Below are 21,161 nucleotides of genomic sequence, written 5' to 3' on the forward strand. Positions count from 1 at the left end.
AACGACAAAAAGGAGTGGATTATATGAAGTATACGGTCATTACAGGAGCTAGTTCAGGAATCGGCTATGAGACAGCGAAGCTACTCGCCGAAAAAGGCAAGTCGCTTGTGCTCGTCGCAAGACGGAAAGAAGAGCTTGAGTCGCTACGTGATGAGATCAAATCCATCTCGCCAGATAGTGATGTCATCATCAAATCGACCGACCTATCATATAGCGAAAACGTGTATGGTCTCTATGAATCGCTCGCGGACCTCGATATCGAAACGTGGATCAACAACGCCGGATTCGGGGATGCGGATCTCATCAAAGATGTCGACCTCGGTAAAATCGAGAACATGATTCGTCTGAATATCGAAGCGCTCACCGTCTTATCGAGTCTATACGTCCGAGATTATCATGACGTCGAAGGGGCGCAACTGTTGAACGTGTCGTCTGTCGGGGGCTATCGGATCGTCCCGAACTCGGTCACGTATTGTGCGACGAAGTTCTTCGTGAGTGCGTATACGGAAGGGCTCGCGCAAGAGTTGAAGCAGAGTGATGCCAAGCTTCGGGCGAAAGTACTCGCACCGGCTGCAACCGAAACGAGTTTCGCCGACCGGGCTCGCGATACGGAAGGGTTCGACTATAGCGAGAACGTCGCAAAGTATCACACGGCGCGCGAGATGGCAGAATTCCTATGGGAGTTACTTGAAGGCGACGAAGTCGTCGGGATTGTCGATCCGGAGGACTACTCGTTCAGCCTGCGCGGACCGATTAAACCGTATGCCGGATAAACAAAAACATCACGCCGCGCTGAACTGCTCCCCGTCAAGTAGACAGGGCAAATAATGAATACCGACCTAGGCGGCTTGAGCCCTGTATTCGACAGGGCTCAAGCCGTTTAGTCGTTTCTGAAAACGATCGTGGTTGTAGAACGATATGTAGGTCTCGATGGCCGATGTGAGTTCGCTATATGCTTGGAACTCACGCAAGTAGTACATCTCCACTTTCAAGGTGCCCCAAAAACTCTCGATCGGCGCATTGTCGATGCAACGTCCGACCGGGACATGCTTCGGGTCATTCCCGCGTCTTCTACCATCCGTTTGAACCCTCTCGAGGTATATTGGAACCCTTGGTCGCTATGGATCATCGGACGTGCTCCCGTACGGAGCCCCGCGATGGCTGGCATCATCGTATGGAACACGAGCCCGTTGTTGTTGGACCTCCCGATGCGATAGGCGACAATCGAGCCGTCATACAGGTCGATGATCGCGCTCAGGTAGGCCTTCTTCCCGGCGCCGTATTTGAACTCGGTGACGTCGGTGCACCATTTCTCGTCCGGTCGGGACGCGCTGAACTCTCGGTTCATCAGATTCTCGGCCACGTGCTGCGGCGTTGACTTCTTATGCTTCTTCCGCTTCCGGCGGATGATCGATTGGATCCCATGGATATGCATCAAGCGATAGATCCGCTTTTCATTGAACGGGGACAGGCTCTGTTGCCGGCGCAGCCGATTGATGGTCATCGTGATCCGACGGTACCCGTATGTGCCGTTCGCCTGGTCATAGAGTAGACGAATGTCCTCCAGAAGCTTCTCGTTCTCTTCTTGACGCACCGGTATGGTACGATTCAACCATTTGTAATAGGCCGCCCGTGAGATGCCGGCGACTCGACAGAGGAGCACGATCGAAAGGGCCTCCTCTTCGTTCAATTCTTTGATGGCGATATATCGTTGCTGTAGCCGTACCTGGCTGATCACGACTTCCTCTCGATCTCCTCCAACTTTTTTAGAAACAAGATGTCCGCACGAAGAAGTTCGTTCTCAAGCTCCATTTGCTGGATACGGCGCTTAAGCTTCTCTTCTTCCATCATGCGCAGCGCACTCAATTTTTGTTCGATCGTATGCCGACTTCTCGCCATAAAAAACACTCCCCAATAGATAAACAGATTTTTTATTTCATCTGTCTACCTATTGGGGAGCATATCAGTATCGATACCAGGTCGCAGCTTAGGTCTACCCTTTTTTCTTTTTTACTGTCTACTTGACGGGGAGCAGTTCAAAAACCCCTGGGGTTGATTTTTGTTCATTTAACTCTTCGCCTGCCTCAAGTACCGCGGATAGAATACGAGCGCTGTGACGATACAAATTGTTCCGAAAACCACAAGAATTGCTAGAGATGCCCAAACATCTAGTAGAGTACCTTGCTCCAAGAGCACGGTCTTGTAGCCTTCCAGTGCCCAGTAATGTGGTAGGAACCTCGCAATGTTCTGCATCACCTCCGGCATAAATTCAACGGGCATCCAGAGACCACCGAGCATTGCACCACCGAGAGCAATGACTTGCGTGAGAGCAATTCCCATGTTTTCCGTCTTGGCGAGCACTGCCATCGCCATTCCACAGCCTGTCGCAACAAATGCCAGGCCGACAGAGAGTACAGCGAGCGCCACCGGGTCGCCGAGAGGAAGGTCATAGACAACTACACCAAACCCGAACAGCACGATGATCTGTAACAAGACCACTGCGACGAACGGCAACCATTTGCCAAGGAAATACTCCATCCGCGACAATGGTGTACTGGCCATACGCGCCGTCATGCCACTGTCGCGATCTTTGATAAACGCGATGACGATGGAAATCATGATGTAGAACGAGAACATGACTGTATACCCCGGCACGATCTGGACGACAAGTTGCTCGGGCTCTGCACCCATGCTCTCTCCGAATATCGTGATAAAGCCGACGATGAAGATGATGGGTAACAGAAATGTCCAAAACCATAGTCCCTTATCCTGTGTCTTCTTTTTCAGCTCTAGTAAGGCAATCGCGTTCATTGCACTCCCTCCTGTCTCGTGTCGCGTAAATGCGTGCCAGTCAGCTTGAAGAAGATGTCCTCGAGCTTCGCTTGACTGAGTTCAAGGCGTTCCGGAATGATGCCCTCAGCGGCAAACTGTTTGGCGATCCGCTCCAGAAGACGTAAAGGTTCTGCACTCTCAATCACAAACCCCTTATCCCGCGCAGTCACACCCTCGTATCCGTTTAACCCTTCTCGCGTCACGGACGGACCTTCCAAATAGATGGCCGCGTGTCGGTGTTTGGCGAGAACCTCTTGCATGGTTCCGTATTCGACGACGTTTCCTTGGTCTATAAACCCTATCGTGTCACACAACTGCTCCACTTCTTCCATGTAATGACTGGAATAAAGAATCGTCTTGTCCTGCCTTTTCAAGTCATGAATCAATTCGAAGATGGCCCAACGTGACTGAGGATCGACGCCTACTGTCGGCTCGTCGAGTACAATGATGTCCGGATCATGAAGTAAGGCACATCCGATATTCAATCGCCTCTTCATCCCTCCAGAGAAGGTGCGGACAAGGGATTTTTCTCGATCAGCTAAACCGATTAGTGCGAGTACCTGTTGTATGCGTTCTTGAAGCTTAGAACCCTTCAACCCATACAGCCTTCCGAAGAACAGCAAGTTATCACGCGCCGTCAACGTCTCTTCTAAACAGATGTCTTGCGGGACGTAACCGATGCGCCGTTTGATGGCTGTGACATTCTGTTTAAATGGTGCTCCTTGCACAAGGACATCTCCTTCATAGTCTTCCACCACACCGACTAAAATCTTCATGAGCGTCGACTTTCCTGCTCCGTTCGGGCCGACCAAACCGAAGCAGCTTCCCCTCGGTATATCGAGGTTTACTGAGTCAAGCGCTTGCCGTTTGTCATAGTTCTTGCGGACGCCTTGAATCTCGATCATATTTGTTCCCTCCCTTTATTTTCGTTGTTGCAAGGATTCATTCATGCGCTTTTCCATTTGCTTAAAGTACGTAAACCAGCCGAGCCAGTTGAGGATGTAGGTGATTGTGAAAAATACAAATCCAATGGCAAGTGAACGTGGTGTGAGTGGAACCCAACCTGTGAGCCAAGTAAAGACAGGAAACAGCACAATCAGCGACGTTACATAATGAAACAAGGTCTGCTTCAACATGCTCCATTCGTCTCTTTCGAATAATAAAGCGCTTATGCTAAAGTACGCACCGATCAACATGCTGCCGAGTAAGTTCAGAGCAATCAGGTGAGAAGAAACGGTATCTTCGGGATTATTTAGTACAACAAGCGCAATGAGCGTCACCACAGCCCCTACACCAAATCCACCAAACATACGGACAATCAATTTACTCACCACGGCCGCCACCTCCTTCCACTAATTGCTTGCGCAGATGCTGCACATAGCTTCGTGTGACGTATTCTTTATTACCGGATTTAAAAAAGACACACAGATTTCCGTTGAACGATAGTTCGAATCTGTCAATCCGGTCCATGTTGCCGATGACCGATTTGGAGAAGCGAATAAAGCTGTAGTTGGTCAAGAATTCTTCTAGTTCATATAGTTTGAGCTTCAACTCTAGCGTTTTCGTCTGCATCTGCGCGTACACCTTTCGATTTGCCGAATAGACATAGTCAATCTCACTCGGCTGCAAGATCACAGACCCCTCGCCGTCTACAGCTACAAGTCGCTTCGGTGAACCTTCTGATTTATCGAGTTCCTTCAGATGCCGCACAATCGCCTCTACTTCTTCGGTCCACTCGCTTGCCTGGATGGTCACCATGGGAGTGTCTTCGTGGGCCGGGTCAATATCAATTTTGATTTTCATGGAGGCCTCCTTCTCTTCTTTTACAGTATGTTAGAAAAAGTCACAATTGGTGTATGTTTATGTATGAGTTGCAAAAACGGAAGCCTGACATGCACAATTTGTTGCATGAACGCCCCTCCTCGAACGGGGACAGGCTCTGTTGCCGGCGCAGCCGATTGATGGTCATCGTGATCCGACGGTACCCGTATGTGCCGTTCGCCTGGTCATAGAGTAGACGAATGTCCTCCAGAAGCTTCTCGTTCTCTTCTTGACGCACCGGTATGGTACGATTCAACCATTTGTAATAGGCCGCCCGTGAGATGCCGGCGACTCGACAGAGGAGCACGATCGAAAGGGCCTCCTCTTCGTTCAATTCTTTGATGGCGATATATCGTTGCTGTAGCCGTACCTGGCTGTTCACGACCTCCTCTCGATCTCCTCCAACTTTTTTAGGAACAAGATGTCCGCACGAAGAAGTTCGTTCTCGAGCTCCATTTGCTGGATACGGCGCTTAAGCTTCTCTTCTTCGCTTAGTTCGTCCTCTGGCTTCGTACGCCCACGGCGGTCCACGAGCGCCTCTGCACCGCCCGTGTCATACTTTTTGATCCAGCCATAGACCTGGGCATAGGACACCTGAAATTGTTCCGCGGTCTGCTGGTAGTTGCGTCCATTCTCCAAACAATATTTCACGATCTTAAAGCGCTCTTCGAATGTAGTTTTTCTTCCTTTTGTCATAGCTCGATCCATTCCTTTTCTCGAATCAGTTAACTCGATATGACTAGTATACTTCTTAATCCATTTACGAAGAACAGACCAATTACTGATCTGATACTTGGAGAGTACCTCCATTCTAGTGAACCCATCGAGATAGTCGCGGACGGCCGCGATTTTCAGTTCCTTGGTGTAAGATTTCCATGCCTTCGATTCCTTCAACGCATCGATCCCACCGGTATCGAATTTCACTTTCCACACCTGGAGGGTGTGCCTAGAGACGCCATGAGCCCCCATGATTTCCTTCCAAGTATATGTTTCTTCTTCCATCATGCGCAGCGCACTCAATTTTTGTTCGATCGTATGCCGACTTCTCGCCATAAAAAACACTCCCCAATAGATAAACAGATTTTTTATTTCATCTGTCTACCTATTGGGGAGCATATCACGCTGGCGTGATGTTTTTTCATGACGTCGGTACAGAGTAGCCACCCGTGAAGCGGTGTGTCAGGCGACGTGTCAAGTAACGCAACCGGAGGCGCCATACATAAAACTGTGACGTGTTCGGAAGAATGACGTTGTCGACGTATTCCGCGAACATATGGCGAAACATCCGCTCTTCACTGCGGTCATAGGTCGCACTCCACATCCCGTGATTCTCGACTTCAAGGAGCATCCAAATCATCTCGTCGGTAAGCGGGTCATCGTCCTTCAACTCGGCCGTCAGTGCAGCGAAACGATGGCTACACATAGACGCGTATAAGGAATGGGCATGTGGGTCATGCGGATTTAATGTTAAGTAACCGCTCGAAGTCTTCATCAGTTCATCGACCATATCGAGCGGAATGTTGTCATACACTTGGAAAAATTCGAGCAACATCGGGACGGTGTCCGGACCAAATCCGGCAAGTCGGACATAGTTCATGATATGAAGACCGGCCTCGCCATGGAACTTGCGGTCGAAGTAGTGGACGGCAAGGGCGCGATGCATGAGCGGGACGTCCGGATAGCGTTCGACGCCACGGAGAAAGTGTTGTTCCGCTTCGAACGTGAACCCGGTATCTTCACTGACAAATCCTTTCAATATATGAAGAATGTAGTGATCGCCGAGTGTGCTCGCTTTCTCGAGCCACGGTTTGGCCGAATCAGTGTCACCTTCTCGAATGTACGGATAAGCGCGCATCGCCGGGAAAAATGGGTCATCCGGGAACGCGGTCTCGCCCCGTGTCGCCATGTCATGGATGGCTTCAGCGTTATAAGCTTCTGTTAATTCTGCGAGGAGCATCATCTCAAGGAACGTGCGCTGGAACTCTGGGGTGTGTAAATCGATCGTTTGTGTCATACGGTGTCCTCCTCACAAGTACTGGTGTCGCTCTATTATACTTGTTCTTGCAAAAGGCGAGTAGCATCTTTTTTGACACTCCCACGATTAAAACCGTGGGATTCTGAAGTGCTTGTGCGAGCGCAGTCCATTTCTGTTTTGCTCAAACCTCCAGATGAGGGTGTGCCATCACCCCTCCTGAGACAGATCATATAGATTCTCAGGCTGGTGGACTGTTACCATCCACCACAGGTCGTTGCAGGTGTGTCCATCTGATGTTTTAGCGTCTTTTGCATGACGACAGGCATCGTTTTACCGGTCATATGTTTTCATGACCGAACCGTATACGATTTTCAAGGGGCGATGGACACAGGCGTTTTAGAGACTTGTTCTTGTCTATGGGATAAGTATACCCGAACGTCGGATGTTTTCACATCCGAACTCACTCTCATCCCATGCCTAAAGGCGGGCTATGTCCGATATGGGCTTTCCCGTTCGTAAAATCTTGTAAAAACGGGAAATGGAAAGGTAGGACTGGAAAGGAGGGGGAAGGCATGGCGACGTTCACTGGATATGTCGCAGAGGTGATGGAGGAAAAAATCCGCGTCACGCCGACGCGGGAAGCGGAACCGTTTGATGGCATCGTGTTTCATGTAGCGAGACCTCTTTTGGACGAGACACAGCTTCTCGTCGGACAACAGGTTCGAGTCGAGCATGATGAACGATTGACACGCTCCTTGCCGCCACAAACAACGGCATATCGAATCGTTGTGTTATGATGAGGACGAGGTGAATGACATGGGACAACGGAACTTTCTATGGCTCGGAGCCGTCGTCGGCTTCAGTGCCCTCGTCGTCTGGTTGTTGCAAGATGCGCTCCCGTTCTGGGCGCTGTCGATTCTGCTTCTGGCATTAGGAGCGGTGCTCGGCAATCTCCAACGACGCTTCACACGTGACGAATAACGAGCACTCCATCAATCAGATGGGGTGCTCGTGTCGTTTTCCTCTTCAATCGGTTCTTCTGAATCTTCTTCGACGATGTCTTCTTCGACGATGGAGTCCTCATCCCCGTCTGCTTCGAGCGTCGTCGGTTCTTCTGGCTTCGTTGGCTCTTCCGGTTCGGTCGGTTCCTCCGGCTCAGTCACCGGAGGATCGTCTTCAATCGGCTCTTCCGTTTCCGGTGGGTCCGTCGGTTCCTCTGGTTCACTTGGCGGTTCCTCTGGTTCATTTGGCGGTTCCGCAGGCTCTTCCGGCGTCACTTCCGGTGTCGTCGGTTCGGACTCTTCCACAACTTCCTCTTCGACTTCTTCCTCGACCGGCGCCTCCGGTTCAGTGGCCGGTGGGATTTCAGGTTGCGCCTCGGGAATAGGGGGTGCTTCCGGAACGACGACCGGTTCTTCTGTCAAATCTGGTTTGATCGGTTCGATCGGTGCGAGTTCGATAGGTGGCGGTGCCGGTGCATCTTTTGCGATGAACGTCCGGATGTCTTGCTCAAATAGTGCGGTCGGCAAGGCGATTCCACGCAAATGGATGGCGACGACTCGCCCGGATGCTGAAAGGAGAGGACTGCCATACGCATGACGAGGCAATTCAAAGTTTCGGCTATAGCCGTTCTCGGCGAATGTGACCGTACCGTTGATGCGTTCTTGCATCGTCAAGGTGGTCAACGTCTCGTCCTCTGCGGCGATTGCTTGCGTGAGTGTGTATGGTGTGTTCTCCGTCTCTTCGATTCGAATGACAGCAATGAGCTTCGTCCGACCGACGACGGTGCCGGAGACGGCCTCACCGTCATGGTACATGATGATATTCGTCAACCCGGCCACATTCGAGGCGGCGGTGACGACATCGCGTGAGCTCACCAAAAATCCCGTTCCGTAACTGACGGTGAAGAGGCTGTCCTGTAAGGCGGCGAAGTCGACCGGTGTCGCTTCGTCAGCGGAGACCGTATCTTCCCTAATCGGCAAGTTGACCTGATCGGCGAGCGAGTCGGTCGAACGTAGCATGTCCGTGAAATAGGCGTTTCCAATGAAGGTGACAAAGGCAATGAGTGCGATAGCGAATGGGGTGGCAAATAACCAAATCGTGCGACGTGAGCGGCGGCCGCACGTCGGACAGACCGTTTTCGATCGTGTCTTCTTTCCGCAGTGGGGACAAGTCACGGGGGCACCTTCTTTCTATAAAGTTCGATGCTATGCTTATTCCTTCATTTGGAAAGAGGTAAACAAATATTTTGGAGGGGTCACACATTTTAAGTCACATGATAAAATCTTCAAAAGATATAGGGGGAAATCCAATGAAATTCATCATCTTATTTGGTCCGCAAGCCGTCGGCAAGATGACGGTCGGGCAGGCGCTCGCCGACAAAACCGGACTGAAATTATTCCATAATCATATGACGATCGACCTCGTCGGACCGTTCTTCAATTACGGGACGCCGGAAGGGAAGCGACTCGTCCAACACTTTCGTCAAGAACTGTTCGAGGCGGTCGCCAAGAGTGATCTACCCGGCATGATTTTCACGTTCGTCTGGGCGTTTGACATGCAGGAGGACTGGGATTACGTGAAGAAAGTGACGGATTTGTTCGAGTCACACGGGGCGGACATCTACTATGTCGAGCTCGAGGCCGAGATGGAAGAGCGCCTCGCGCGCAATACGACGGAGAACCGTCTTGCCCATAAACCGTCGAAGCGTGACATCGCCTGGTCCGAGGCAGAACTGAAGCAGACGGCAACGATGTATCGATTGAACTCACGTCCGGGAGAATTAGACGTCGAGCACTATCTTCGGATCGATAACACGAACTTAAGTCCGGAAGAGACGGCGGCACAGATTCAACAAGCATTCGACCTATGAAAAAGCGGGTCCCCGTGAAAGGGAACCCGCTTTTGTCATGCCCACCAATCGGGGCGTTCATAGTCGACCAACACCTGTTTTTCGAGGAGGCGTGGCTCGAGGTAAGACGTGACGCTCGGAAGACGATCATCGAGGTCGGCCGGATGGACCATCACTTCGATGGATTCACCTGGTTCGATGGCGTCGAGCGTCGCATGGGAGACACCGTCCGCGTAGAACTGATCACTGAACCGTTCGGTCACCCACAAGTCTCGGCGTGACCCGAGCGTCGTTAAGGCCCGAAACGTCGTGTCGTATTCTTCAGCGAGACGAATGATGACGTCGTGCAGGACCGGCCAACCGTGAATGTGATGGTGGCTGTCGAGATGGTCGAGCGGAAGTCCGGTCGCAAGGAACGCCTCGATTTGGGCTTTCCACTCCAGATAGACGAGCTCCGGGTCAGGCGAGTCTTCAGTCAAGAAACGGCTCGTGTAGCGGAACGTGCCGTCTTCTTTCGTGAGAGGGGCGCTCGTGTCGGCGAGCGGTTTGCCCCAAGATAAGACGAGATGGACCCCGACGCGGAGCGACGGATGTTGTTTCGCGAGTCGGACCGCTTCCTCGACGGCATACCCGTTCATGATCATCGTCGCCGAATTGACGATTCCATTCAGATGACTCTCCAAGGTGCCGGCGTTCACACCTGTCGTCAATCCGAAGTCATCAGCGTTGACCAAGACGAACGTGTTAGGCATTGACGAGACCGAGTGCCTGGTCGAGGACCAGGTCACCTTTCATCATCCCGTACGCCATGTTATCGATGACCGCGACCGGTACGTCGACGGACGATTTGATTTTGCCTTCGAGGTAGCGGACTTGGGGTCCGATCAAGATGACGTCGACGTTCGACTGTTCTTTCAAGCGCGACTCTGGAATCGCGTCAATGGATGCGTCGAGTCCGCGTGCAGCGGCTTCTTTCCGCATTTTTTCCACTAAGATCGATGTCGACATTCCTGCCGAGCAGACGAGTAAGATGTTCATGTCGTTTCCTCCAATCGATTCAAACGGGTGATCATGTCAATCATTTCGACGGCGAGCTCTTTCACGGTCATCGCCGTCATGAGGTGGTCTTGTGCGTGGACGAGGAGGACGCTCATGTCGCTCGTCGTCCCCCGTGCCTCTTCTTGTAACAGCTCCGTTTGTAGCTTGTGTGCGTCCAAGAAGGCCGCATCGGCTTCTTTCAACTTTGCCGCCGCTTCGTCCGCTTCACCGCGTTTCGCGGCAGCGATGGCCTCGAATGCAGAGGAGCGTGCGTTTCCGGCATGTAAGATCATCATAAACGAGAGTTCTTGGATGGTTTCGGTTTTCACGAAATCTTTTCTCCTTCCTCAGTAGCAGATTTGTTTTTATTGATTTCGGCTGTCATCGCCTTCGCTCCTGCCATGACGAATGGAATATACATCGCTGTCGCAATCGACAAGTTGACGATTTGGAGCAAGACGCCGCGGACGCTACCGCCTGTGACCAAATAGCCGCTAATGATCGGTGGCGTTGTCCAAGGGACGATGGCGACTGTCTTCGGAACCATGCCTGTCGAGAGCGCGACATAAGAGACGATGGTGAGCGTGACCGGCACTAAGATGAACGGTACGAGCATGATCGGGTTCAATACAATCGGAAGACCGAAGATGACCGGTTCGTTGATATTAAAGAGACTGGCTGGTGTCGACAGTTTTGCGACTTGGTGATACGGGTGATTCCGTTGTTTGCGGACGACGATGAAGATCGCGAGTAAGAGCGCGAACGTCGTACCCGATCCACCCATGAAGACGAACGCATCCAAGAACGGTTTTGTGACTGTGTACGGTACATCAAACGCTGACGTTCCAGCTTGGAAGGCAGCCAAGTTTTGCTCGATGAGCGGGAGATAGACCGGTTCGATGACCGAGCCGATGATGTTCGTCCCGTGAAGCCCGAAGAACCAAAGGATGTGGTTCAAGAAGGCGATCAGTAAGGCAGCCGGGAGTGAGTCACCGAATCCTTGGAGCGGTTGTTGGATCGCTTTAAAGATGACTTCAAATACACTGAGTTCGACGACGAGCGTCATGAAGAGCTGGAATCCTGCGACGACCGTCAAGATAATCATTGATGGGATGAGCGCTTGGAATGAACGTGTGACCCCACCTGGTACACCTTCTGGCATCTTGATCGTCAGTTTCGTATTGATGAGGTAGCGGAACATTTCTGTGACGACAATCGATACGATGATAGCGACGAAGAGTCCTTGTGCGCCGAGCCATGCGAAGTTGAGACCCCAGTCAGCAGTGACCGGTACGAGCATGATATACGAAGCGAGCGACAAAATCCCCGCCGCGAGCCCGTCAATCCCGTATGAACGGGCCAAGTTATACCCGATGGAGAAGGCGATCAGGAGCCCGAGTATCGCGAAGGACGCGTTCCAAATACTACCACCGAGTCCTTGCCAGTTGCCTTCGCCAAACATACTGTTCATTGATCCGACGAAGTCGAGTGAGAGACCACCGATGTTGACGGCTGGGAAGTTGTTGATAAGGACCGCGAGCGACCCGACGATGATGAGTGGCATGACGGAAACGAATCCGTCACGGATGGCGACTAAGTGCCTTTGGGACCCGATACGTCCCGCGATTTCAATAAACTTGTTCATGAGTAAACCTCCTTTTTGAATTGGGGTAGGTACGCCTCGTGCGCTGTGAACAGCTCTTTGAGAAGCGGGTCGATCCGTTTCTCGTCCTGGATGAGCGGGTTCATGAGGCAGGCAAGATAGGCGTCCTCGTACGTGCCAGATACAGCCGCTTGGATGGCGAGCTGTTCAAACGTTTTTAAGTTCGTGATGAGCCCACGGATCGGCAGCGGCAACGCGCCGATGGAGATGGGGCGAGGCCCCGACTTCGTGATGACGGCGTTCACTTCGATGACCGCGTCGTCTGGTAAATCCCGAATCGTGCCGTTATTGAGCGTGTTGACCGTCTGGATGTCACCGCGGTCGTTGTGAATCGAGTCCATCAAGTTGCAGGCGGCGTCTGAATAGTAGGCGCCTCCACGTTTTTCAAGCTCTTCCGGTTTGACGGCGAGATCGACGTCTTTGTACTTCTCGAACAACTGTGCCTCGACTTGTTGCACGACTTCGGCACGGGTGCCGTTTTGTTCGTACGCCTCGAGGTCTTTCTTCAATACATCTTTCGTCTGGAAGTAATACTGATGATACGGGTTCGGTAACATGCCGAGTGACGATAGGAACGATTCGCTCCAACCGAGCCCGACAATGTTCGCCGGCGAGTAGTCGTTGCCTGCGTTGAGCGAGGCGAGGACGTCACTCGTCCGGTCCACACCGTCGACCCATACGTGACGACCGAAGACGAAATGGTTCAATCCGATAAATTCAATCGCGACTCGTTCGACAGGCGTCTCGAGGATCTCAGCGACCGAGTTTCGCATGTTGAACGGGATGTTGCAGACACCGATGACCTTCTTATGAGATGAGTGCTTGAGTACGGCCTCGGTGACGATGCCCGCCGGATTGGTGAAGTTGACGAGCCAGGCGTCCGGACAAATCTCGGCGACTTCGTTTGCCAAGTCGATCAAGACGGGGATGGTACGGAACGCTTTGAATAATCCGCCTGCGCCGTTCGTCTCTTGCCCGATGAAGCCATGCTTGAGCGGGATGCGTTCATCGAGCGCACGTGCCTTGAGTCCACCGACCCGAATCTGTGTGGATACAAAATCTGCGCCGACGAGTGCGGCTCTTCGGTCGAGCGTCCAACTGAGTGTGATCTCGGCCTTTGCCTTCTCAATCATCCGCTTGGCGAGACGACCGACGATCTCTAATTTCTCCCTCCCTTCTTCGATATCGACGAGCACGATCTCCCGAACGGGGAACGTTGCCTGTCGATCAATCAATCCTTCGATGATTTCCGGGGTGTAACTGGACCCACCGCCGATGATGACGACCTTGACTGCCATGGTGCCAACTCCTCCTTTTGAAAGCGATTTCTTTTTGTCGTAACAAATATAACAAATGATACAACTTTCAGCAATATAAAAAATACAAATAATACAAATAAGTTTTTGTATTTGCATTTGTATGCTTGCTGTATCACAATAAAGGAACCAACCCAACGTAAAGGAGATGGAGACATGTCGCAATCGACGCTCCAAACCGCAATCAAGGATGAACTGCTGTCCCGCATCAAAAGTGGGCACTATAAAGAAGGGGAAAAATTTCCGACCGAATACGCGCTTTGCGAGGAGTTCGATGTGAGCCGGACGACGGTACGGGGCGCACTTAACCAGTTGACGATGGAAGGCTATCTAGTCCGTCAACAAGGACGCGGGACGTTCGTAGCCGGGAAGAAAGTCCAACAAACGTTGTCGTACACGCCGAACAACTATGCGGCCCAGCTCGCCGTCCAAGGAAAACGTGGGCAAGTCGCCTTGATCGACATCTCGGTCATCTCGGCGTCTGGTCAAATCGCATCGGTGTTTGAAGCGGAAGACAATGCCCCGATCCAGAAGATTGAGCGGATCCGTCATGCGGACGGGGAACCGACGCAGTATGAGGTCTCGTTCATCCCGTGGCAGATTGCACCGGGGATCACGAAGGAACAGGCGGAGCATTCGCTCTTCCGCACACTCGCCGAGGTTCACGACGTTCATGTCGCCAAGACGACAGAGGCACTGGAGATTGCCTTAGCTGACGAGAAGGTGAGTGCGCTCCTCGACTGTCCACTCGGGTCGCCGTGCTTCCATATCGAGACGGTGACAGAGGATGAGTCGGGACGAGCGATTGAATACTCACGCTCCTACTTCCGTGGAGACAAGACGAGCTTCGTCATCGAACGGGAGTATAATTAACAAAAGCGCCCGACTGTTTCGTGTGGAAACGGTCGAGCGCTTTGTTCGTTTAACCTGTAACAAAAAGAAATATGGTCATTTTGTTCTGAGATGACTATGTTTATCAAGAAAATGAGTATGAAATGAACGCATTAGACGGACAAGGGATTTCAAAATATAACTCGAATGTTGTAACAGATGACATGATTCGAAAGGTGACAAAATATGACCGTAACTACATTTGTAGGTTTCCTGATTTTTGGTCTCTTACTTTTAGGGTTGGGAATTCGCTCAAAAAACCGAAGAAAATAAATTCAAGTGAATGACGAGTGGGTGGGAGCTAGATGAATGAATGGGAAAAATGGATTCCGGTAGAGTCTATTCCAGCACGTCTGCATAAAGAGTCCTTAATGGATGATGGTGATTCTTTGCGAATAATAGTAAGTGACGCAACAGAGGGACAGAAATATTCATTTCTGTTTGATGGTCTTTTGCTTTCTTATCGAAACTCGGATGAAGGTTCACGATTGAGGATGTTAGAGCATTTAGATAGGTATTATGCACATCTTGAGTACGGGAATTGGACATTATTCAAAATGAAAAATTCTAGTTATCTGGAATGGTTTGCCCAAGAGTCTCTTGAACGATATGAGGGGATGGGTAAAGTGGAGCACTATGTCTTTCTTACATCAAATGATGTGATTGAAGTTCTATCCGCTGATCCTCCAGCAATAACAAAGATGGTCTAGCATAGATTTTATTTGCAAAGAAGGTGTAAGGAATGGCGATTGTAGAGCGTGCTGGATTGTTTTTTGAACTCTTTCCTCGAAAATATGAAGAAAAGGAAGACGATCCATTTATTTTTTCAACGTTAGCGTTATCGGTAGAATCGAGAGGGAGTTTTCATTTTTATGGTGCTTTACTTATGAAATCGGAGTATGAATATCTGATTTCACAAATTGCGCTCATGTTAGACGGAGAACTGAACAAATTCATTCTCAATCCTGTTGAACCGATTTTTAGAATGACAATTGAACGTGAAGAGGTAATTCTTTATAGGTTCATGGTCCGTTTCCAGACAGGTACACCACGTGAATTAATCTTTTATATGAATGATTGTGAAATAAATAGATTCAAAGAGGAATTGAAAGAAGAAATGACTCAAATCCTTCCTCCGCCATTTCTGCCTTAGAAATGTACATACCGAAACAGTAAACTGCTAATGATTGATTTTCTTGGACAGCCGATTACAGATTGCATTCTTGACCACCTTATCCTCTCTTTTTTGTACACTAGAATCAGGAGGCGAGAGAAGCATGTCAATCATTGAATTCAAAGATGTGAGTCATCAAGACATCCTGCACCATGTGTCCGGGTCGTTCCGGGAAGGACGAATCACGACGTTCGTCGGACCGAGCGGCGCCGGCAAGACGACGTGTCTGAAGCATATCAACGGATTGCTGTCACCGGACACGGGCACGATTCTTTTTAAAGGGGAAGACATCGCGGAGATGGACATCCTCGAGCTACGAAAGAAAATCGGGATGGCGTTCCAAAGTGCGCCGATGATTCAAGGGACGGTGTACGACAACTTGAATCTCCCGAAAGCCATCTTCGACGAGACACTTGACCGTGACCGGGCTGCCGAATTGCTCCATCGCGTCGATTTGAGTGAGGCGCTCCTCGACCAACCCATCAAATCACTGTCGGGTGGGGAACGGAGCCGGGTCGCCATCGCCCGGACGCTCGTCAATAAACCGGACGTGCTCTTGCTCGATGAGATCACGGCGAGCCTAGATTACCGGACGGTGAAAGAGATCGAGCGACTCATTCGAAAACTGCAACAATCGTACGGTGTGACCGTCATTTGGATCACCCATGACCTCGACCAGGCACGGCGGGTGAGTGACGACATGTGGTTCTTGAAGGACGGGGAACTACTTGCATTTGGGGACGCATCGTTCATCGATGAGTCGGACAATCCCGTCATCCAACGATTCGTCAGGGGGGAAGATTGATGTCATATATTGAACTTGCGACGGCGCTCATCTTCGTCGTCATCCCGCTTGCCTTGACACTCGTCCTACGACTTGGACTCGAGCGTGATATTATCATTGCGACCGTCCGCTCCATCATTCAACTATTGATCATCGGCTATATCCTGACGTTCGTCTTTGAGAGCGACAGTCCGATCTTCATGCTGTTGATGATTTTACTTATGATTGTCGCCGCGACACAAAACATCCGACGGAAAGGGGACGGCATTCCGGGCATCATGTGGATCATCGTCTTGACGCTCGTGACGATTGAAGCGCTGACGATGGGACTCATGCTCGGGCTCGGTATCATCCCATTCGAGCCGGAAAAAGTCATTCCGATCAGCGGGATGGTCATCGGGAACAGCATGGTGTTGTCACTCCTGTTCTTGAATAAGTTCAAAGATGAGGTCGAGCGGAGTGACGATGTCATCGAACTCATTCTCTCGCTCGGCGGAACGCCGAAAGTGGCCATCGACCGCAGCTTGAAGAATGCGATTCGGACGAGTATGATCCCGACCGTCGAGGCCCAAAAGACGATGGGACTCGTCCAGCTACCGGGAATGATGAGCGGACTCATCATCGGAGGAGCCGACCCGATGGAAGCGGTCTTGTATCAACTCTTGATCCTGTTCTTGATTTTGACGACTGCCTCGATCTCGGCGACGCTCGTCGGCTATCTGGCGTACCCACGTTTGTTCAACGAGAAGATGCAGTATATCGGACTGACCTATCGGAAGGGGAAATGAGGCATGATCACAGGGATTCATCACGTCCAGATCACGATTCCAACTGGAGCGGAGCAAGAGGCGAAGGCATTTTACTGCGATTTTCTCGGTCTACGTGAAATCGAGAAGCCGGATTCATTGAAGGGACGAGGTGGATTTTGGCTTCAGGTCGGCGACCGTTCCGTTCATGTCGGGGCAGAGGACGATGTGGAACGACAGAAGACGAAAGCGCATATCGCATATGCGGTGACGGATTTAGATTATTGGAAGGAAGCGCTTCGAGAGAACGAAATCACCTACTCCGAAGGTATTCCGATTCCGGGGTTCGACCGGTTCGAGTTTCGGGACCCGTTCGGCAATCGGGTCGAGATGATTCAAGCGCTCTGACGAAAGGGAGCATCCATTGCGGATGCTCCCTTTGTCGTTCTTCAAGCAATACCGAACAGGCGAGTCACTTGCTCCCATTCGGACGGGTAGGCGTTACTGCCATGATGTTCGTGAATGAGTGTCCCGTTCGTGTATACGCTGAGGCTCCACTGCGTACCGTCTAGCGTGCGAACCCCTTCGAGTTCTTCGAAAACGGGTGGCCACCAATTTGTTCCAAGCAGATGAAACGCGACACGCATCTGTTTCGCTTCCTCGCCCTCATAGTATTCGAATTCAAAGGGCTCGGTGATCGCTCGGTCGGACCGCTCAATGTGACGAAGGACAGTGCCCCTCTCAAAAAAGGTGATCGTACTCACATCATACGTGCCGAACCCACCGACGCGGAAGATGACCTCGACCATCGATTCTTGATTCCGACCGACTGCCTGTAGGACGCGCTTTTGAAGCGGATGTTCGACGAAAGAGGGAGGGATATGATAAAGGGCGCGAAACGTTTTGTCTTTCATGAAACTTCAACCTTTCTCGGACATAAGATGCTCCGAGTATAGCGGAATCTTCCGGACGAGGGAGACAAAATAAAGTGCAAGGTACGAAAAAAGTACCTCCTAAGAGATGCTTCAAGGTTAATACACTTCGTACGTCTTTCCGGTCTGCGCGCCTTCGACACTCTTCACATAGGCGAGGGCGACCCGTTCACCTGGTACCGCCGCGTAACCACAGAAATACGGTCCGTACGCATCGAGTGCTTCGACGAGGATGTTCAGCAATCAAGTTGCCTCATTCGGGACGATCGTTCCCTGATGGAATCGCATCTTCCAACGTCCATCCACGAATACCCAAATCGAGCTGCGACGTGTCACACGATTTAGTTTCGGTTGAACGAGACGGTACGTCACCAAAACGTGACCTTCCGTCAAGGGATACAGCGTGAATTCGGATAACTCGGCCTCAATCGAGTCAAGCTGGAGTGTCGTCTGATCCCAGTCTTGATACAGCAACCGTCCCGAGCTACCGATTTCAAAGAAGTCGTAGGTCAATAGTTCACGCAATCGCTCTGTCGACTGCCTGACTTCCGTCGTCAATAACGCTTCTTCTAGTGTTTGAAGATGATCTGCCAACTCGTTCATGTCACGACTTCCTCTCTTCGTTGATTCATCACGATGACGCCGAGGACGATCAACAACAGACCGATTCCGTTCAATGCAGAGAGAACTTCCCCGTATATAAACACTCCGATGAGTCCCGTCGCCACCGTCCCGAGTCCAGCCCAGATGCTATAGGCGATACTGAGGGGGATCGTTTTCAACACGATGCCCATGAGGGTGAACGAGGCGGCGAAACTGACCAAGAGGATGGCACTCGGCACGAGATTCGTGAATCCATCCGACAGTTTCAACATCGACGTTCCGAGCACCTCAAATCCGATAGAAAAGAACAGTAAAAGATAGGATTTCATTCCGATTCACCTCACACTTTCATCAAGATGAGCCCGATGATGACGAGCCCAATCCCTGCAATTTTTTGACGGCTGATTTGTTCCCGGAAGACGACGAATCCGATCACCGCCGTGAGTGCCGTCCCGACCCCGCTCCAAAACGCATACGCAAAGCTGAGTGGAATGGTAAAGAGGGCGAGCGATAAGAGATAAAACGCCGTCCCATATCCGAAGGCGACGCCGAGAATCGGGAGTCGACTCGTCGAGGTGGCGTTCACTTTCAACATGCTCGACCCGAACAGTTCCGAGGCAATGGCCCCAATCAAATAGATGAATCCCATACTACAATCCTCCTAGAATCAACTCGTCACATGCTTCCCGAATGAGTGTCGCCGCGCGGTCCTTGAACGACTCGCTATATCCATACAAGACAGCGAACCAAAAGCCGTCGCAGAGGAGACGAAGTTTCAAAATCGCATCCTGGTCCGGTCCGTCGGCAGCGAATCGCTCGTCCCAACCGGTCGACACGTCACTCCAAATCGACTCGCTCGTCGCATCTTCTTGTGAGGAGATGAAGACGGCGACGAGGTCCATATCTCCGTGATCGACATCATCTAATGTCGCCAGTGCATAGGCACGGGTAAACGAATATGGACCGTCCGATAGATGATCACTGATTCGTTTCTCGAACGTCTCGATGGCGAGCTCGTTCATCTGGCGCAATAAGTTGGCCTTATTGTCGAAATGATAGAGGACCCCGGCTTTCGTGATTCCTGCTTTCGTCGCCAACCGTTCGAGCGACAACTGACTAATTCCGTCTTCTCGAATCATCTGGGCGGCAGTCTGTAGCAACAATTGTTTTTTACTCATCCCATCACACCTCTCTATACTTTACTGACCGTTCAGTAAAGTTAGTCTATCAAAATTTGCGAGGGGTTGTCGAGATAGAACGTTGATGGAATAATCAGGGAAAAGGGGGGCGTGACATGGGTTCACATTTGATGCATCTCGTCATCGCGAACGAGATGTTACCAGCGTTGTCGGAGGTGGATGAGGTCGCATTTTTGCTCGGAAGTCTCGCACCGGATGCAACGACTGAAAAAGAGGCATCCCATTACTACGCAGGACGCCATGATGATTTATCTCGTCGCTTGGATTTGTCCCAATATTGGATTGACAGCAAGGAGGAAGACTTCTCGTATCGACTCGGCTATTACGCGCACCTCGTCGCGGATGAGGTCTGGTTGCAGGGGTTTTATAAAGGGTGGTTGAAAGAGCTCATCACCCAGGACCCGTCAAAACAGGCGGCCTATTATGCGGACTTTGATGCGTACAATGCTCGGCTGTCGGAACGCCTCGGGACGTTCGATTTTGAACGCTTGAAAGGAAATCCGAAGCTCGTTGAACTGGTCGAAAAAGTCGAGCGGGACGCGGCGATGACGGAGGAGGGGACATACACGATGTTCCTCCCGCATCAATTGGATGGTTACGTTGATACTTGTGTCCGTCGCTGCCTGGAGATGGTCAAACGGAAGCGGGCGATGCTCGTATGAACAAGCGATACGCACCACTTTACGCAACGCTCGGACTCTTTATCGTGACGGTGATCACCTTCTTCACCTTGAACGGTCGAGTGTTTCCGAACCTTGAGTTGATGACGGTCATTTGGGTATATCTCGCGATTGACATCGCCTTGTTCGCCACGTTGATTTGGGGTCTGTTCACGAAGGATCGAATCATAAAAATCTACACGCTTCTTGCAACAATTGGCTTGATGATTCCGTTGTCGATTTGGATTTTCCTGTTGCTGTTGGCGAACGGGATTTCGGAGGCATGAGTGGGATGGAACTGCCTAAACCAACTCCATTTTTGATGCGCCGCGTGCCGTTTTTCTTTTTGTATGCCCTTTGCGGCCCGCTCGCGCTTCTCATCTTGATCATTTACTGGCGAGACACGCCGACTGACGATCGAGGACCGTATTTGTTTTTCTCGGTCGTGTTTTCGTTGTTCTTCATCAGGAAACTCATACCGGACGGATTGTTGAGTATCGTGATTTTCTCAGCGGCGTATACGTTCGTCTTATTCGTAACGTACATCATTCTCAATCGAAAACGAAATCGTGATGACAATGAGTAACTTTGAAAGTGAATTTCCCACTTTCTTTACGACAATCGGATTGATGATCCCATTGTCGATTTGGACTTTCTTGTTGCTGTTGGCGAACGGG

Annotated in this window: 29 protein-coding genes and 3 pseudogenes; 13 read left to right on the forward strand and 19 right to left on the reverse strand. The window is 51.0% G+C overall.

All coding sequences use genetic code 11. The annotated features are described in order from the left end of the window. Positions 1–23 precede the first annotated feature (23 nt). Positions 24–773, forward strand: coding sequence for an SDR family NAD(P)-dependent oxidoreductase (locus tag KNO70_RS02100; protein WP_078147538.1), 750 nt, complete (start codon positions 24–26; stop codon positions 771–773). Between the two features lie 66 nt (positions 774–839). Here the strand turns inward: KNO70_RS02100 and KNO70_RS02105 are convergent. From KNO70_RS02105 to KNO70_RS02135, 7 genes and pseudogenes are all read right to left on the reverse strand, one after another. Continuing rightward, positions 840–1,845: pseudogene (locus KNO70_RS02105) on the reverse strand (IS3 family transposase); the annotation flags it as partial. Between the two features lie 222 nt (positions 1,846–2,067). After that, positions 2,068–2,811 (reverse strand): ABC transporter permease, encoded by a 744-nt coding sequence (locus KNO70_RS02110; RefSeq protein WP_214811025.1) that lies wholly within the window; start codon positions 2,809–2,811, stop codon positions 2,068–2,070. Beyond that, the gene (locus KNO70_RS02115) at positions 2,808–3,737 is read right to left on the reverse strand and encodes an ABC transporter ATP-binding protein (protein WP_078147536.1); all 930 of its coding nucleotides are present in this window, start codon (positions 3,735–3,737) and stop codon (positions 2,808–2,810) included. The genes KNO70_RS02110 and KNO70_RS02115 overlap by 4 nt, the downstream gene beginning before the upstream one ends. A 15-nt stretch (positions 3,738–3,752) precedes the next feature. After that, complete coding sequence (locus KNO70_RS02120; RefSeq protein WP_214685895.1) at positions 3,753–4,163, reverse strand: DUF3021 domain-containing protein; 411 nt, start codon at positions 4,161–4,163, stop codon at positions 3,753–3,755. Then, the gene (locus KNO70_RS02125; protein WP_240499853.1) at positions 4,156–4,590 is read right to left on the reverse strand and encodes a LytTR family DNA-binding domain-containing protein; all 435 of its coding nucleotides are present in this window, start codon (positions 4,588–4,590) and stop codon (positions 4,156–4,158) included. The genes KNO70_RS02120 and KNO70_RS02125 overlap by 8 nt, the downstream gene beginning before the upstream one ends. Positions 4,591–4,744: 154 nt before the next feature. Then, positions 4,745–5,706, reverse strand: a pseudogene (locus tag KNO70_RS02130) (helix-turn-helix domain-containing protein); the annotation flags it as partial. Positions 5,707–5,791: 85 nt separating this feature from the next. Next, a complete protein-coding gene (locus tag KNO70_RS02135) occupies positions 5,792–6,667 on the reverse strand; it encodes a tetratricopeptide repeat protein (RefSeq protein ID WP_214811033.1) in 876 nt (291 codons plus the stop codon). A gap of 533 nt (positions 6,668–7,200) precedes the next feature. Between KNO70_RS02135 and KNO70_RS02140 the strand changes: the two genes are divergently transcribed. Then, positions 7,201–7,425, forward strand: coding sequence for a YobA family protein (locus tag KNO70_RS02140; protein ID WP_214811035.1), 225 nt, complete (start codon positions 7,201–7,203; stop codon positions 7,423–7,425). A 19-nt stretch (positions 7,426–7,444) separates the two neighbouring features. After that, positions 7,445–7,609 (forward strand): hypothetical protein, encoded by a 165-nt coding sequence (locus KNO70_RS02145; RefSeq protein ID WP_214683581.1) that lies wholly within the window; start codon positions 7,445–7,447, stop codon positions 7,607–7,609. Between the two features lie 11 nt (positions 7,610–7,620). Here KNO70_RS02145 and KNO70_RS02150 read toward each other — a convergent pair whose 3' ends face one another. Continuing rightward, entirely contained in the window at positions 7,621–8,805 is a 1,185-nt protein-coding gene (locus KNO70_RS02150) for a hypothetical protein (protein ID WP_214811037.1), read from the reverse strand. Positions 8,806–8,939: 134 nt separating this feature from the next. On the opposite strand from KNO70_RS02150, the gene KNO70_RS02155 reads away from it, so the two are divergent. Then, positions 8,940–9,500, forward strand: a complete 561-nt coding sequence (locus tag KNO70_RS02155) for an AAA family ATPase (RefSeq protein WP_214811038.1) — start codon at positions 8,940–8,942, stop codon at positions 9,498–9,500. Positions 9,501–9,535: 35 nt separating this feature from the next. Here KNO70_RS02155 and KNO70_RS02160 read toward each other — a convergent pair whose 3' ends face one another. Genes KNO70_RS02160 through KNO70_RS02180 form a run of 5 tightly spaced genes read right to left on the reverse strand, consistent with a single transcriptional unit; the run spans position 9,536 to position 13,478 of the window. Then, entirely contained in the window at positions 9,536–10,267 is a 732-nt protein-coding gene (locus KNO70_RS02160; RefSeq protein WP_371816080.1) for a carbohydrate deacetylase, read from the reverse strand. Beyond that, a complete protein-coding gene (locus KNO70_RS02165) occupies positions 10,224–10,517 on the reverse strand; it encodes a PTS sugar transporter subunit IIB (protein WP_012727190.1) in 294 nt (97 codons plus the stop codon). The genes KNO70_RS02160 and KNO70_RS02165 overlap by 44 nt, the downstream gene beginning before the upstream one ends. Continuing rightward, a complete protein-coding gene (locus KNO70_RS02170) occupies positions 10,514–10,813 on the reverse strand; it encodes a PTS sugar transporter subunit IIA (protein WP_168169900.1) in 300 nt (99 codons plus the stop codon). The genes KNO70_RS02165 and KNO70_RS02170 overlap by 4 nt, the downstream gene beginning before the upstream one ends. 29 nt (positions 10,814–10,842) lie before the next feature. Then, positions 10,843–12,162 carry a PTS sugar transporter subunit IIC gene (locus tag KNO70_RS02175; protein ID WP_078147527.1) on the reverse strand — a complete coding sequence of 440 codons (1,320 nt, stop codon included), beginning with the start codon at positions 12,160–12,162 and terminating at the stop codon, positions 10,843–10,845. Next, a complete protein-coding gene (locus KNO70_RS02180) occupies positions 12,159–13,478 on the reverse strand; it encodes a 6-phospho-beta-glucosidase (protein WP_078147526.1) in 1,320 nt (439 codons plus the stop codon). The genes KNO70_RS02175 and KNO70_RS02180 overlap by 4 nt, the downstream gene beginning before the upstream one ends. 174 nt (positions 13,479–13,652) lie before the next feature. Here KNO70_RS02180 and KNO70_RS02185 point away from each other — a divergent pair, with 174 nt between their 5' ends. The 6 genes from KNO70_RS02185 (at position 13,653) to KNO70_RS02210 (ending at position 17,499) form a co-directional block, all read left to right on the forward strand. After that, positions 13,653–14,369 carry a GntR family transcriptional regulator gene (locus KNO70_RS02185; protein WP_078147525.1) on the forward strand — a complete coding sequence of 239 codons (717 nt, stop codon included), beginning with the start codon at positions 13,653–13,655 and terminating at the stop codon, positions 14,367–14,369. A 323-nt stretch (positions 14,370–14,692) separates the two neighbouring features. Beyond that, positions 14,693–15,097, forward strand: coding sequence for a hypothetical protein (locus KNO70_RS02190; protein ID WP_214811040.1), 405 nt, complete (start codon positions 14,693–14,695; stop codon positions 15,095–15,097). 32 nt (positions 15,098–15,129) lie between these two features. Next, positions 15,130–15,540: a WapI family immunity protein gene (locus KNO70_RS02195; RefSeq protein ID WP_047794919.1), complete on the forward strand. Its 411-nt coding sequence runs from the start codon at positions 15,130–15,132 to the stop codon at positions 15,538–15,540. A gap of 124 nt (positions 15,541–15,664) precedes the next feature. Continuing rightward, positions 15,665–16,366, forward strand: a complete 702-nt coding sequence (locus KNO70_RS02200) for an ABC transporter ATP-binding protein (protein ID WP_214811042.1) — start codon at positions 15,665–15,667, stop codon at positions 16,364–16,366. Further along, the gene (locus tag KNO70_RS02205) at positions 16,366–17,133 is read left to right on the forward strand and encodes an ABC transporter permease (protein ID WP_074035973.1); all 768 of its coding nucleotides are present in this window, start codon (positions 16,366–16,368) and stop codon (positions 17,131–17,133) included. Before KNO70_RS02200 ends, KNO70_RS02205 begins: the two co-directional genes overlap by 1 nt. A gap of 3 nt (positions 17,134–17,136) precedes the next feature. After that, positions 17,137–17,499 (forward strand): VOC family protein, encoded by a 363-nt coding sequence (locus tag KNO70_RS02210; RefSeq protein ID WP_214683592.1) that lies wholly within the window; start codon positions 17,137–17,139, stop codon positions 17,497–17,499. A gap of 41 nt (positions 17,500–17,540) precedes the next feature. On the opposite strand, the gene KNO70_RS02215 is transcribed toward KNO70_RS02210, so the two are convergent. The 6 genes and pseudogenes from KNO70_RS02215 to KNO70_RS02240 form a co-directional block, all read right to left on the reverse strand. After that, the gene (locus KNO70_RS02215; protein WP_214683594.1) at positions 17,541–18,005 is read right to left on the reverse strand and encodes a hypothetical protein; all 465 of its coding nucleotides are present in this window, start codon (positions 18,003–18,005) and stop codon (positions 17,541–17,543) included. A gap of 117 nt (positions 18,006–18,122) precedes the next feature. Further along, a pseudogene (locus KNO70_RS02220) lies at positions 18,123–18,260 on the reverse strand (short chain dehydrogenase); the annotation flags it as partial. 6 nt (positions 18,261–18,266) lie between these two features. Next, a complete protein-coding gene (locus KNO70_RS02225; RefSeq protein WP_214811045.1) occupies positions 18,267–18,626 on the reverse strand; it encodes a nuclear transport factor 2 family protein in 360 nt (119 codons plus the stop codon). Then, positions 18,623–18,955: a DMT family transporter gene (locus KNO70_RS02230; RefSeq protein ID WP_214730293.1), complete on the reverse strand. Its 333-nt coding sequence runs from the start codon at positions 18,953–18,955 to the stop codon at positions 18,623–18,625. The genes KNO70_RS02225 and KNO70_RS02230 overlap by 4 nt, the downstream gene beginning before the upstream one ends. Positions 18,956–18,966: 11 nt before the next feature. Further along, positions 18,967–19,275 carry a DMT family transporter gene (locus KNO70_RS02235; RefSeq protein WP_214683602.1) on the reverse strand — a complete coding sequence of 103 codons (309 nt, stop codon included), beginning with the start codon at positions 19,273–19,275 and terminating at the stop codon, positions 18,967–18,969. A 1-nt stretch (position 19,276) separates the two neighbouring features. Then, entirely contained in the window at positions 19,277–19,804 is a 528-nt protein-coding gene (locus KNO70_RS02240) for a TetR/AcrR family transcriptional regulator (RefSeq protein WP_214683604.1), read from the reverse strand. A gap of 116 nt (positions 19,805–19,920) precedes the next feature. On the opposite strand from KNO70_RS02240, the gene KNO70_RS02245 reads away from it, so the two are divergent. The 3 genes from KNO70_RS02245 to KNO70_RS02255 are packed head-to-tail and all read left to right on the forward strand — an operon-like array spanning position 19,921 to position 21,070. Next, a complete protein-coding gene (locus tag KNO70_RS02245) occupies positions 19,921–20,487 on the forward strand; it encodes a zinc dependent phospholipase C family protein (protein WP_214811047.1) in 567 nt (188 codons plus the stop codon). Further along, entirely contained in the window at positions 20,484–20,771 is a 288-nt protein-coding gene (locus KNO70_RS02250; protein ID WP_214687410.1) for a hypothetical protein, read from the forward strand. The genes KNO70_RS02245 and KNO70_RS02250 overlap by 4 nt, the downstream gene beginning before the upstream one ends. A 5-nt stretch (positions 20,772–20,776) precedes the next feature. Then, complete coding sequence (locus tag KNO70_RS02255; RefSeq protein WP_214683610.1) at positions 20,777–21,070, forward strand: hypothetical protein; 294 nt, start codon at positions 20,777–20,779, stop codon at positions 21,068–21,070. The last annotated feature ends 91 nt before the right edge of the window (positions 21,071–21,161 follow it).

The sequence above is a fragment of the Exiguobacterium sp. s181 genome, assembly GCF_018617125.1.
GTDB lineage: Bacteria > Bacillota > Bacilli > Exiguobacteriales > Exiguobacteriaceae > Exiguobacterium > Exiguobacterium profundum.